Here is a 12,222-nt window from a genome sequence, read left to right as displayed (position 1 = left end):
AGCTCCCCGCCCGGCGCCCGCCGACCGCGTATCATTGGCACTCGGCTCCACGGAGTGCCAGCAGCGAGTGCCACAGAGGAGATCGTCGTGCCCACCTACGCCTACGCGTGCAGCTCGTGCCAGCACCGCTTCGAGGTGCACCAGTCGTTCACCGACGACGCGCTGACCGACTGCCCCGAGTGCTCCGGCACCCTGCGCAAGGTGTTCAACTCGGTGGGGGTGGTGTTCAAGGGCTCCGGCTTCTACCGCACCGACTCGCGCGGGTCCGCCGACAAGGGCGGCTCCTCCGCGAGCACCCCGGCCGCGGGCGGCAAGAAGGACACCGCCGCCGCCTCGGGCTCGTCCGGTTCCGGCAGCTCGGGTTCCGGCAGCTCGGGTTCCGGCAGCTCGGGTTCCGGCAGCTCGGGTTCCGGCAGCTCCAGCTCCGGTTCCTCCGGCGCCGGCAGCTCCAGCTCCTCCACGCCCGCCGCCTGAGCCCACCCGCCCCGTCCACAGCCCCCGGCGCGCGCCGGGNGCCCCGCGCCGGGCCGGCCCGGCGGGCCGCGCCCGCACCTAGCGTCGCGGCGTGCCCGCACTGCGACTCCCCGGCCGCCCGGCCTCCCCCGCCCGTCTGCGGCTGCTGCGCCGCCGCTCGCGGCGCGTGCTCGCCGCGCTCCTGCTCGCCCTCGCCGCCGCGACCGCCACCCGGGTGGCCGCCCCACCGCAGGCGCCGGCCGACCCGCTCGTGGTCGCGGCGCGGGACCTGCCCGCCGGGACCGTCGTGACCGGCCCGGACGTCACCGTCGCGGCCTGGCCGCGGGGCAGCCGCCCCGACGGCGCCGCCGGCACACCGGGCGAGGCGGTGGGGGCGGTGCTCGCCTCCGGTGTGCGCCGGGGCGAGCCGCTCACCGACGCCCGCCGTCTCGGCCCGGGGCTGCTGGCCGGGCAGCCGCCGGGCACGGTCGTGGCGCCGGTGACCCTCAGCGACGCCGGCGCCCTCACCGCGCTCACCCCCGGGCGGCGCGTCGACGTCCTGGCCCGCACCCCCGACGCCGTCACCGGCCAGCCCGGGCAGGCCGAGCGGCTGGCGCGGGACGTCGTCGTGCTCGCGGTCCCCACCGCGGCGGGCGCCGCGACGGGGCTGCTGGGCCCGGCACCCGCCCCGGCGGGGACGACGCTGCTGCTGGCCGTCGACGAGGAGACCGCCCGGCGCCTGGCCGGGGCCGCCGGCGGGTGGACCGGGGTCGTGCTGCGCTCCTGAGCCCCGGTCCCGACGCGCCGGTGGACCGGGGTGGTGCGCTCACTGCCAGTGCGGGGGGACGTCACGCAGGTACCGCTCGTCCTCACCGTGCGTCCCGCTCCCCTCGCCCCAGCCGAGGTCGGCGTCGTCGGCGCTGCGCTCGTCCTCCAGCGCCACCTCCCGCTCGGCGTCCAGGCCGCCGGCGCCGCCGGCACCCGCCGCGCGTTCGCGCCCGCTCACCGCCCCGCCTCCCGCACCCCGTCGCCGACGCACTCCCGCCACAGCCCGGCCAGGCGGCGGGCCTCGCCGTCCGCGTCGGCCAGCGCGTCCCCGCCCAGACAGCGCACGTACCGCCACCCGGCCCGCTCCAGCTGCTCCGGGCGGCCGCGCTCGCGCTCGCGCACCCCCCGCACCGCGGCCCAGCGCGGCCCGTCCAGCTCCACCGCCAGCACACCCCTGCGCCAGCCGGCGCCCGCCACGGCACCGGGCTCGGCCTCGCCCACGAGCAGGTCCACGGGGTGCCCCGCGCCAGCACCCGTCACGACGGGCAGGCCCCGCTCCGCGCACGCCGCGGCCAGCCTGCGCACCAGCGCGTCGACCGGCGCGCCGCCCGCGGGAGCGGGGTGCTGCGCGGCCCGGCGCCACGTCCCGAGCGCCTCCCGCAGCAGCCGCTCCCCCGCACCCGCCGCGGCCGACGCCGGCGGCAGCTCCTCCACCACGGCCCGCACCCGCACCCGGCAGCGGCCCAGCGCCAGCGCCACCCGCTGCACGCCGGTGGGCGTCGCGGCGAGCGGCGAGGAGGCCGAGGGGTCCGTCGCCGCGGCACCGGCCGGCACCACCAGCACCACCGCGTCCCGCCGCACACCGCGCCAGCGCTCCACCTCCGCCACGTGCAGGGGATCCGTGCCCGGCAGCGGCCACGGCGGCGGCGTCTCCGGTCCCGCGGCGGTGCGCACCGGCAGCCCCAGGGCCTCCGCGAGGCGCCGCCGCACCAGCTCGTCGAGGTCGCGCGCGGTGTCCGCGTCCGGGGCCACGACCCCCACCGACTCGTGCGGGTGGTGGCGCACCTGCTCCACGACCGCGGCGGCCACCGCCTCCAGCAGCGGCACCCCGCCGCGCCGCGCCCCCTGCGGCACGTCGAGCACCCGCACGACGTCGCCGGCGGCACCGGGGGGGACGAGCTGCCCCTCGGCCGGCCCTCCCGGGCCCAGCAGCGGCCGCAGCAGCCGCTCGTCGCGGCACGCGTGCTGCGTGCGCAGCGGGAAGGAGGGCAGGGCGGCCTCGGCGAGGGAGGCCAGGGAGCGCGCCGCACCACCCTCGGCGAGGACCTCCCCCGCGGGGGGTGTGCGCGGTGCGGGCGTCACGGCCTGCGCGGGCCGCGCCGCGCGCAGCGCCGCACCGCCCTGCGCGGGCACCCCGTCGGGCGGTGCCGCGGCGACCGTCGCGAACGGTTGCGGCGGCAGGCCCCGCGGGTCCCCCACCACCACGAGCTGCCGCGCCCGCGCCAGGGCCGGCAGGACCGCCGCCAGCCCCGTGCGCTCGGCCCCCAGCACCACCAGCACGTCCGCGACGACCTCCTGCGGCACGGCGTCCGGCACCGCCAGGGGGCTCATCGCCCAGCACGGCAGCAGCGCCGCGGCCCGCTCCCCCGCCGCCCGCAGGACGTCCACCACCGGGCGCGGCTGCGGGGAGCGCATCCGCGGCACGGGCTGTTCGGGGACGGCGGCGCGCAGGACCTCCGCGGCGCGGCGGTCCACCTCGGCGCGGACCTGCCCGGCCGCCGCGGCCGCCGCGGCGCGGTCGGCCAGGGCGAAGTCGGCGCGGACCTGCCGCAGGTGCGCGGCGTCGACCGCGCCGACCAGCGGGTCGTCCAGGCAGACGGCCTCCAGCACCCCGGCCCACCAGGCGGTCTCCACCTCCGCGGCGAGGTCCACGCTGCCCGGCCCGCTCCAGCGGGCGCCGAGGTCCTCCAGCAGCGGCTGCCACCCGCCCGCGGCCAGCTCGGCGAGCAGGACGGTGCGGCGCGGCAGCGGCTCCAGCGCGGCGGTGTCCGAGCGCAGCGAGCGCAGCAGCACCGCCAGCTCCGGCAGCGGCAGCTCCCGCAGGCCCACCGAGCCGGTGGCGTGCTCCGGCAGCACCTCGGCCACCGCCTCCAGCTCCCCGGTCAGGGCCTCCAGCGCGGCCTCGGCGTCGGCCAGGCCGGCCGGCAGGTGGGGGGTGCCGCCGCGCCCGCTCGCGCGCTGCCACCCCATGCGCTGGGCGCGCGCCTCCTGCACCCAGCGGTGCAGCTCGTCGGTGCCGGCGGGGCTGACACCCGCGGCCAGCAGCGCGCGGGCCTGCCGCCGCAGGCGCCAGCGCCGCCACCAGCCCATCCGCACACCCCGCTCGCGGCGGTGCTGCGGCCGGCCCGTCGCCAGCGCCACGTCCGCCAGGGGCTCGTGGAACACGTCGGCCCCGAAGCGCTCCACGCTGCGGCGGACCCCGCGCAGCAGCTCCAGCTGCTCCAGCCAGGCCGCCACGGTGTCGGCACCGCGCAGGCCGGCCTGCTCCACGAGCACGGCCATGCGGGCGCGGGCGGTGGGGAGCAGGTCCTCCACGAGGCGCCGCACGGAGCCGGCGACGGCCTGCGCGTGCTCGTCGGTGGTGAGCCGGGCCCCCGCCCAGGGCGTGGTGGCCGGGGTGACGGTGAAGGCGCCGAGCTCCGCGGCCTCCGCCAGGCGCCGGGACCAGCCGGGCAGGTCCTCGCGCCGGCACGAGGTGAGGGCGTCGCCGCGCAGCCGCCGCGTGGTGCGCGGGCCGAGGGGCCGCTCGGCGAGCTCGGCGAGGGCCTCGCGGGCCTGCGCGGCGCTGACGCCCCACGGCTCGCGCGGGCGGTGCTCGGCGTGGGCGTGGGCGGCGAGCTCGCGGCCGTGCTGCTGGGCGGCGACGGCACCGGAGGCCAGCGCCCCGGGCACCGCGTCCTGCCGGGCGGCGGCCCCGTGCAGGCGGGCGGCGGCCCCGGCGAGCTGCTCCTCCACGTCCTCCGCCCCGCCGGTGGCGTCGCGCACGTGCAGCACGAGCCGGCCCGCCCCGGCGCCGGTGAGGCGCTCGTCGACGTCGCGCAGCTCCGCGGCGGTACCGGAGACGAGCAGGACGCTGCGCCCGCGCGCGGCGAGGGAGGCGACGACGGCGGCGGCCACCTGGGTGGCGCCCGTGCCGGGAGGGGCCTGCACGGCGACGTCGTCCCCGGCGAGGACGGCCTCGACGGCGTCGCGCTGCTCGGGGTCCAGGTCCAGCGGCAGGGCGGGCGCCGGGTCGCCGTCCGGCGCGGCGCGGGGAGCGGGGCGGGGGGCGGGTCCGTCGGCGGTGCCGGTGAGCAGGCGCCGCAGGGCGCGGTGCCCGCCCAGGCGGGGCGCGAGGGCCGCGACGTCCCGGGCGGCGCCCGCGCCGGGGTCGGCGAAGGTCCCCAGCAGCAGCCGGCGCTCGATGCGGAACCCGGGGACCCGGCCCAGCCTGGAGCCGAGGGTGGTGTACGCCGGGACGGGGTCGAAGCCGCGCCCGCCGACCGCGGAGGCCGCGATGGCCGCCGCGTCCAGCACGATGCCGTGCTCGGCGTGCAGGTGGCGCAGCAGCACCGGGTTCAGGCTCACCCCGGTGGTCAGCTGGATCTCGTAGTCGTCGTGGGCGGTGCCCACCGGGCGCAGCCCGCAGCGGCGCAGCAGCACCGGCGCCCGCACCGGCGAGGGCGCGGCCGCGGAGCTCCAGGTGGCGACCCCCACGGCCAGGTGCGCGCTCTGCAGGCCCTGCTGCTCGCGCAGCTCCTCGGCGCGCACGTGGACCTCCCGCGCGCGCCGGCGGGCGTCGGCGAAGGCGGCGGCCTCGCGCACGAGGCTCGACAGGCGCGCGGGACGGCCGGCGAGCAGCTGCGCCAGGCCCGAGGGGTGGGCGGTCGTCAGCTCCAGGACACCGCCACCGGCGTCGGGGCAGTGCAGCAGGCCCGTCGGGCCGCCGGCAGCGGCCAGCTCCTCCAGCCAGCCCGGCAGCACCCCGGCGACGTGGTCCGCTCCGGGGGTGTCGTGGCTGCTCACCGGGACACCCTAGGGCGTGCGCGGCGCGCGCAGGGGACGTGCGCGCGGGCCGGCGCACCGGCCCGGGGGGTTCCCCGCGCGCCCCGGACCGCCTCTCGCGGGAGGCGCCGGGAGGCGGCCCGTCAGCGCTGCGGCCTGCTGCCGCTGCGGACCCGCGGGGCGGGTGGGACGGGGCCCGGCTGGGGGGCCACGGGCGCCCGGGCCAGGGCCACGAGGGTGACGTCGTCGCGGACCCGGCCGCCGCTGTGCCGGCGCGCCGCCTCCAGCGCCGCGTCCACCACCGCCTGCGGCACCAGGGCGGGCAGGGCGCCGAGCGCGGCGAGCACGCCCTCCACCCCCAGCTCCTCCCCGCCGGAGCCGGCCCGGGCCTCCAGCAGCCCGTCGGTGAACGCGAACAGCGCCGCGCCCGGCGGCACGGTCAGGGTCCGCGCGTGCCACGCCGAGGGCTCCGCCACGTGCAGCCACGACAGCAGCGGCCCGGTGACGTCGAGGGAGTCCACGACCTGCACGCCGCCGCCCTCGAGGGGACGCAGGACCAGGGGCGGGGGGTGCCCGGCGTTGGCGTAGCGCACGGTTCCCGTCGAGGGCTCCACGACCGCCACGAGGCAGGAGGCGAAGCGCTCGGCCTCGTCGGCGAAGACCCGGACCGCCAGGGCCAGGGCCGCGTCGGGCCGGGGGTCCAGGTGCAGGCTGCTCTCCAGGACCCGCTTGACCTGCATGGCGACGATGCCGGCGCGCGCCCCGTGCCCGGAGACGTCCGTGACGAGGACCGCGACGGAGCCGTCGGCGAGGGACACCACGTCGTACCAGTCCCCCGCCAGGACGCCCTCGGCGGGGCGCAGCGCGGCGGCCGCCGACCAGCCGGGCACGGCGGGCAGGGGGTGCGGCTCCAGCTGCGCCCGGACCTCCACGACGAGCGGCTGGCCCTGCTCCAGGGCCTCGCGGGCCGCCACGGAGGCCTCCAGCTCGTCGAGGATGCGCCGGCGCATGGCCTCGGCGGCCGTGGCCACGTCGGCGAGCTCGGGCGGGCCGTGCACCTCCACGGGCACGTGCAGGTCGCCGCCGCTGACGGCGAGGAGGCGTTCGCGGATCCGGGCGAGCGGGAGCAGCACCCAGCGGCGCACGAGCAGCAGGACGGTCGGCACGAGCAGCAGGGCGAGCAGGCCGACGACCGCCTGCTGGACCTGCATGGCCCCCGTGGCGTCCCGGCTGGCGCTCTCGGCGGCGGTCCGCCGGTCCTCCGTGAGGGTCTGCACCCGCTCCACCGCCTCCAGCGCCCGGTCGAGGCCCGGGGCGTCGAAGCGCCGCTCGACGAGGGCGCTGGCGCGCACCCGGTCACCGCGCTGGCGGGCCTCGACCTCCGGAGCGGTGGTGGCCCGCAGCGCGAGGATCTCGGCGATCATGTGGCCGGTGGCGACGCGGACCTCCGGGTCCCCGGCGGGCATGGCCGCGCTGAGCCGGTCGAGGGCGCCGTCGAGCTCGGCGTGGCGGCGCTCGCTGTCGGCCAGGCGCCGGGCGTTGCCGGTGAGGACGTAGTCGCGGGTCGCGTGGTGCCAGCCGACGAGGCCGTCGCCCACGGCGTCCTCCAGCTGGAGCAGCACCCGCCAGGAGTCCAGCCGCTCCTGGAGCCGCTCGGCGCGGGTGTGGCCGGAGACGAGGACGCCGAGCAGGACGGCTGCCAGCAGGAGCACCACGGCACCGAGGGCGCCGACGCGGACCTGCAGCGTCACGCGCTGCGGCACCGGTCGCACCCGTCGCACCCGTCCTCCTGCCGCCCTGGTCCGCGGGCGGCAAGCGTGCCGTCCCCGACCCTCCCGGTCCAGTGTCGACCACCGGACGCCCGCCGTCACGCAGGGTCGACGATCCGCTACGAGATGGGTCGCCCATGGTGGCAGGTCCGCGCCGCGCCCGCGTGCGCTGTGCCGCCGGGCGGCGTGCGGGGTGGGTGCCGGTGCACTAGGAACGGTCGGGTGGACCCTGGACCCGCGACACCTCCCGTCCCCCCGCCCTCCCTCGGGCAGCCGGCCAGCCTGACCCTCGTGCGGCACGGGGAGAGCACCGGCAACCTCGCCGACCGCGCCGCCCGGGAGGCGGGCGCGGAGGTCCTCGACCTGGCCGACCGCGACGCCGACGTGACCCTGTCGCCGCTGGGCCGGCGGCAGGCGCGCGCCGTGGGCCGCCGGCTCGGCACGAGCGCGACGACCGCCTCGTGGGTGCCGGTGCCGGAGGTGGTGCTGGCCTCCCCCTACCTGCGCGCCCGGCAGACCGCGGAGGAGCTGCTGGCCGGGGCGGGCCTGGACGTCCCGCTGCGCACGGACGAGCGCCTGCGCGAGCGGGACCTGGGCTGGTGGGACGGCCTGACGGGCGCGGGGGTGCGCGCGCGCTACCCGGAGGAGTCCGCGCGGCGGGCGCGGCTGGGGAAGCTGTACTACCGGCCGCCGGGCGGGGAGAGCTGGTGCGACGTGGCGCTGCGGGTGCGCAGCCTGCTGGCGGACCTGCGCTCCGAGCACGCCGGCCGGCACGTCCTCGTCGTCAGCCACCAGGCGGTGATCATGAACTTCCGCTTCGTGCTGGAGGCGCTGGACGAGGAGCGGCTGATGACGCTGGACCGCGAGGCGCCGCTGGCGAACTGCTCGGTGACGTCGTTCGCGGCCTCGGCGGGCGGGCTGGAGCTGCGCCTGGCCGGGGACACCTCGGCGCTGGAGGACCTGGACCAGCCCGTCACGGACGACCGCGTGGACGACGACCGCCTCGGCGGGGACGCGGCCACGGCACCGGCGGGGAGCGCGCGGTGAGCGCCGGGAGCGGGGAGCGCGGGGCGGTGACGGTGACGTCGGCGGTGCTGCGGGAGTGGCGGCTGCCCACCGCGGAGCCGGGCGCCAGCGTCAAGGAGCAGCGCGGCCGCGTCCTCGTCGTGGGCGGCAGCACCCGCACCCCCGGGGCGGTGCTGCTGGCGGCGGAGGCGGCGGTGCGCTGCGGCGCGGGGAAGATGCAGGTGGCCACCGCGGCAGGCACCGCGACGGCCGTGGCGGTGGCGCTGCCGGAGTCGATGGTGCTGCCGCTGCCGCAGACGGCGGGCGGCGCGGTGGACGGCGCGGCCGGGGAGGATCTGGCGGAGCTGCTGGAGCTGGTGGGCGGCGCCGACGCGGTGCTGCTGGGGCCCGGCGCGATCGACGTGGGGGCGACGCGGGAGCTGGTGCGGGCGGTGCTGCCGGCGGTGCGGGGCGCGCTGGTGCTGGACGCGCTGGCGCTGGCGGCGCTCACGGAGGACCCCTCGGCCCTGGGGGAGCGCGCGGGGCGCACGGTGCTCACCCCCAACCCGTCGGAGCTGGCGCTGACGCTGCGGCAGGACCAGGACGAGGTGGCCGCTGACCTGGGTGCGGCGGCGGTGGAGCTGTCGCGCCGCACGGGCGCCACGGTCGCGGCGGGCGGTGCGGAGTCGTGGATCGCGGCGCCGGACGGGCGGCTGTGGCGGGACGCCTCGGGCGGCGCAGGCCTGGGGGTGTCCGGCTCCGGTGACGTGTTCGCGGGGCTGGTGGCGGGCCTGGCCGCCCGCGGCGCGGACCCCGCGCAGGCCGCGGTGTGGGCCGCGCACCTGCACGGGCGGGCCGGTGACCGGCTGGCGGCGGACGTGGGCCGGCTGGGTTTCCTGGCGCGGGAGCTGCCCGGGCAGGTGCCCCGGGTGCTGGCGGAGATCGAGCTGTGAGGTGCCGTGCCCGGTGGGTGACCCGCCGGGCACGGCGCGGGCGGCGCGGTCCTCAGGCGGCGATGAGGCAGGCCGCCACGGCGGGCAGGTCCTCGCCGGGGATGCCGAGGCGCCACGACGTCTGGGACCGGGAGACCGCGGGCAGCGGCTTGTCGGAGCTGCCGTGCCAGGTCTGCGGCGCGGCGGTGACGGTCCAGGCGCCGGGGCCGCTCTGCGCCGCGCGCGCGGCGAGCTCGGGACGCCCGGCGGCGCGGGCCGCGGCGGAGATGACGTCGACGGCGAGGCTGAGGGAGCGCGCGTCGTAGAGGTCGACGACGCAGCCCGCGCCGGAGACCTCCGTGCTGGTGACGATGCAGCCGGAGTCCGCGAGGGCCGCGGTGAGCACAGCGCAGGACGCGGAGGCGCGGCGGGCGGTGGTGCGGGGCGACGGGACGGTCGCGGGGGTGGCGCTGACGGACATGACCTCGGGGCTTCCTGTGCGGGAACTCGTGCGGTGCCGGGCCGGTCCGCGAGCGGGCGGGTGCCCCCTGCGGGTGTCGCCTGGCGCCTGAGTCTAAGGAGCCGCGGGCCGCTCCCGCGCTGCGCCTCCCGGGTGGGGAGGCGGACGTTCGCCTGACATGCACCCGGCGGCCCCCTACCCTTCGGCTCGGCCGCCCACCGGGGTGCGGCCGGCGAGGAGGGCGGCACATGGGGCGAGCACCCTCCCGCACGTGGGTGCTGCGGGCGCTGGGCCTGCTGCTGCTGCCGGGCACCGCGGCGGGGTGCGCCCTGGTGGAGCCGGTGCGCTCCCCCGCGGAGCGGCGGGCGCAGGCCGCGCTCGCGGCTCCCGCCACGCCCTCCCCCACCGTGCCGCCGCCCCCGCCCTCCCCCGCACCGCCGCCTCCCCCGCCGGTCCCCACCTGGGAGGGCACCCTCGCAGCGGCGGGCCCGGGGGTGGCGCGCCTGGCGGTGAGCACCTGCGGCGGCGGCCGCGCCGGCTCGGGGTTCCTGGTCGCGCCGGGTGTCGTGCTGACCGCCGCGGAGGTGGTGGCGGGTGCGGCGGCGGTGTCGGTGCGGCTGGGGCACACCGTGCACTCGGGCGTGGTGGCGGGGGTCGACGGGCACACGGGCCTGGCGGCGGTGCGGGTGCTGGGCGAGCCCCCGGCCGGGCCCGTCCTGCCGGTGGCCGCCGCCCCGGCGCCGCCCGGCGCGGAGGTCGCCACCCTCGGCTACACGTTCGCGGGGGTCCTCGGGCCGGGCCGCGGGGTGCTGCCGGACACGGGCGCGACGGGCGGGCCGGTCGTGGGGATCGACGGGCACGTCGTCGGCGTCGTCGGCGTGGCGGGCGCCGGGGGCGACCCCTGGGCGCAGCGGGACGCCGTCGCGCAGGCCGTCGCGGCGTGGCGGGACGTCCCCCCGCCCCCGCCGCCGGTGGCGTGCGGGGCCCGGCGCGCGGGGGACGCGGCGCGCCCGGCGGTGCGGGTGTCCACCCAGACGCCCGACGCGGCGTCCGCGGCGCAGGCCCTGCACCTGCTGGCGGGAGCGGTGAGCAGCGGCTCGCCCGGCGTGGCGTGGAACCTGCTGACGCCCCGGATGCAGGCGCAGCACGTGGACCTGGAGACCTTCGCCGGGGACCTGGCCAGCACGTCGCACCTGGAGCTGGACGTGCTGGACGTGGCGGGCACCGGGCCGGGCGCCGTGGAGGTGCTGGCCCTCTCGCGCACCACGCAGGACGCGGCCCTGGGCCCGGACGGGCAGACCTGCTCGGTGTGGACGGTGCGCTACGGCCTGGTGCTGGAGGGGGGCTTCTGGAGGGTGGACTCCTCCCGCAACCAGATCGGTTCCCCCGAGCCGTGCGAGGTGCTCGACGGGCCGGCGCCCGACGCCGGGCTGGACGCCGAGGTGGACGCCGGGCTCGACGCCGAGGCGGACGTCGCGGTGGACATCGCGGTGGACGTCGCGCCGGATCCCGCGCCGCCGCCCGCCTGAGCCGCGGGGGCGGCCGGCCGGGACGCCCCCGGGGCACCGCCCGCTAGACTTGCGGCGCCGGCGGCCCGGCGGGCTCCGGCCTGCGGTCCCGACGGCGTGCGCCCCCGTAGCTCAGGGGATAGAGCATCGGTTTCCTAAACCGTGTGTCGCAGGTTCGAATCCTGCCGGGGGCACCTCGCGTCGCCACGGGCCGAACGCCCTGCGGGGCGTCCGGTCAGCCTCCCGGGGTCCGTGTCCCCCTCGTCACCCCCAGCACACCGCTCCCGCCGTGCCGCTCCGCCACCGCCCGCGCCGTCGACCCGACGGAGCGCACGAGCTCCACCGGGGCGAGGACCTCGACGTCCGGGGCGAGCGCCAGGAGGGCGGCCGTGGCGACCTCGGCGTCGTCGAAGACGAGCCGCTGGCGGGTCCAGCCGTCGGAGCCGGCGGCGTCCTCCTCCACGGCTCGCGGGGCGAGGGGTCCCAGCCGGGCGCGGAAGCGCTGCGCCCGGGGACCGAGGCGCACGTGGGCGACGAACCGCGGCAGCGTGCGGGCGTAGCCGTCCTCCCAGTCCCGCCAGAACCGCTGGAGGGAGAACCCCTCGGGGCGGTGGGCGGGGACGTCCAGGACGTCGGCCGCGGTGATGCGGTCGGCGCGGAAGACCACGGGTTCCCCGCCGCGGGTCGCGACGAGGTACCACGTCCCGGTCTTGTGGACGAGGCCCAGGGGTTCCACCTCGCTGGTCCGCTCCTCCCCGCCGGGGCGGCGGTGCACGATGCGCAGGCGCCGGTCGTTCCACACGGCGGCGGCCACGTCCGCGAGGTGGGGCGTCTCCCGCTCCCCCGCGTGCGCCCAGCCGCCGGGGTCGAGGTGGAAGCGCTGCTCGCCGCGTGCGGCGGTCTCCCGCAGGGCCGGGGGGACGGCCGCGAGGAGTTTCAGGCGGGTGCTGGCCAGCACCCCGCCGAGGCCGAGCTGGGCGGCGGGGCCGGGCGCGCCCGTCAGCAGCACCGCGCCGGCCTCCTCGGTGGTGAGGCCGGTGAGGGTGGTGCGGTAGCCGCCGACGAGGCGGTACCCGCCGCCCTCCCCCCGCTCGCCGTAGACGGGGACGCCCGCGGCCTGCAGCTCGGCGAGGTCGCGGTAGACCGTGCGGACGGAGACGTCGAACTCCTCGGCGAGCTGCTCCGCGGTGGCCGTGCCGCGCGCCTGGAGGGAGAGCAGGACGCTCACGAGCCGGGCCGCCTTCATGCCCGCGAGACTACGTCGGACAACTGACAGGATCTGT

10 protein-coding genes and 1 tRNA gene are annotated in these 12,222 nt (G+C 80.0%); 6 read left to right on the top strand and 5 right to left on the bottom strand.

From position 1 onward, the window contains the following. Positions 1-87 precede the first annotated feature (87 nt). Both ACYQBY_RS04205 and ACYQBY_RS04200 read left to right on the top strand, forming a co-directional pair. Positions 88-474 (top strand): FmdB family zinc ribbon protein, encoded by a 387-nt coding sequence (locus ACYQBY_RS04205; RefSeq protein WP_459642575.1) that lies wholly within the window; start codon positions 88-90, stop codon positions 472-474. A gap of 91 nt (positions 475-565) precedes the next feature. After that, positions 566-1,240, top strand: coding sequence for an SAF domain-containing protein (locus ACYQBY_RS04200; RefSeq protein WP_459642574.1), 675 nt, complete (start codon positions 566-568; stop codon positions 1,238-1,240). Positions 1,241-1,279: 39 nt separating this feature from the next. Here ACYQBY_RS04200 and ACYQBY_RS04195 read toward each other — a convergent pair whose 3' ends face one another. The 3 genes from ACYQBY_RS04195 to ACYQBY_RS04185 form a co-directional block, all read right to left on the bottom strand. After that, positions 1,280-1,459: a hypothetical protein gene (locus tag ACYQBY_RS04195; RefSeq protein ID WP_459642573.1), complete on the bottom strand. Its 180-nt coding sequence runs from the start codon at positions 1,457-1,459 to the stop codon at positions 1,280-1,282. Next, positions 1,456-5,286: a hypothetical protein gene (locus tag ACYQBY_RS04190; protein ID WP_459642572.1), complete on the bottom strand. Its 3,831-nt coding sequence runs from the start codon at positions 5,284-5,286 to the stop codon at positions 1,456-1,458. Before ACYQBY_RS04190 ends, ACYQBY_RS04195 begins: the two co-directional genes overlap by 4 nt. Before the next feature lie 122 nt (positions 5,287-5,408). Next, entirely contained in the window at positions 5,409-7,046 is a 1,638-nt protein-coding gene (locus ACYQBY_RS04185; protein WP_459642571.1) for a PP2C family protein-serine/threonine phosphatase, read from the bottom strand. Positions 7,047-7,256: 210 nt separating this feature from the next. Here ACYQBY_RS04185 and ACYQBY_RS04180 point away from each other — a divergent pair, with 210 nt between their 5' ends. Together ACYQBY_RS04180 and ACYQBY_RS04175 are read left to right on the top strand one after the other, a co-directional pair. Beyond that, entirely contained in the window at positions 7,257-8,081 is an 825-nt protein-coding gene (locus ACYQBY_RS04180) for a histidine phosphatase family protein (protein ID WP_459642570.1), read from the top strand. Then, positions 8,078-8,992, top strand: a complete 915-nt coding sequence (locus ACYQBY_RS04175) for an NAD(P)H-hydrate dehydratase (protein WP_459642569.1) — start codon at positions 8,078-8,080, stop codon at positions 8,990-8,992. The genes ACYQBY_RS04180 and ACYQBY_RS04175 overlap by 4 nt, the downstream gene beginning before the upstream one ends. A gap of 52 nt (positions 8,993-9,044) precedes the next feature. Here ACYQBY_RS04175 and ACYQBY_RS04170 read toward each other — a convergent pair whose 3' ends face one another. After that, the gene (locus ACYQBY_RS04170) at positions 9,045-9,452 is read right to left on the bottom strand and encodes a hypothetical protein (RefSeq protein ID WP_459642568.1); all 408 of its coding nucleotides are present in this window, start codon (positions 9,450-9,452) and stop codon (positions 9,045-9,047) included. Positions 9,453-9,679: 227 nt separating this feature from the next. Here ACYQBY_RS04170 and ACYQBY_RS04165 point away from each other — a divergent pair, with 227 nt between their 5' ends. Both ACYQBY_RS04165 and ACYQBY_RS04160 read left to right on the top strand, forming a co-directional pair. Further along, positions 9,680-10,960 carry a hypothetical protein gene (locus ACYQBY_RS04165; protein ID WP_459642567.1) on the top strand — a complete coding sequence of 427 codons (1,281 nt, stop codon included), beginning with the start codon at positions 9,680-9,682 and terminating at the stop codon, positions 10,958-10,960. 100 nt (positions 10,961-11,060) lie between these two features. Then, a tRNA-Arg gene (locus tag ACYQBY_RS04160) sits at positions 11,061-11,133 on the top strand. A gap of 41 nt (positions 11,134-11,174) precedes the next feature. Here ACYQBY_RS04160 and ACYQBY_RS04155 read toward each other — a convergent pair. Next, positions 11,175-12,185, bottom strand: coding sequence for a helix-turn-helix transcriptional regulator (locus ACYQBY_RS04155; RefSeq protein ID WP_459642566.1), 1,011 nt, complete (start codon positions 12,183-12,185; stop codon positions 11,175-11,177). Between the last annotated feature and the right edge of the window lie 37 nt (positions 12,186-12,222).

It is taken from the genome of Kineococcus anabasis (assembly GCF_054590795.1).
Note: the sequence above shows the minus strand (reverse complement) of the source record. Positions and strands in the feature narration are given on the sequence as shown.

What these genes read in the sequence shown, in the direction of transcription:
- ACYQBY_RS04170 (WP_459642568.1), bottom strand. Translation starts at nt 9,452, where the DNA reads ATGTCCGTCAGCGCCACCCCCGCGACCGTCCCGTCGCCCCGCACCACC.
- ACYQBY_RS04165 (WP_459642567.1), top strand. Translation starts at nt 9,680, where the DNA reads ATGGGGCGAGCACCCTCCCGCACGTGGGTGCTGCGGGCGCTGGGCCTG.
- ACYQBY_RS04155 (WP_459642566.1), bottom strand. Translation starts at nt 12,185, where the DNA reads ATGAAGGCGGCCCGGCTCGTGAGCGTCCTGCTCTCCCTCCAGGCGCGC.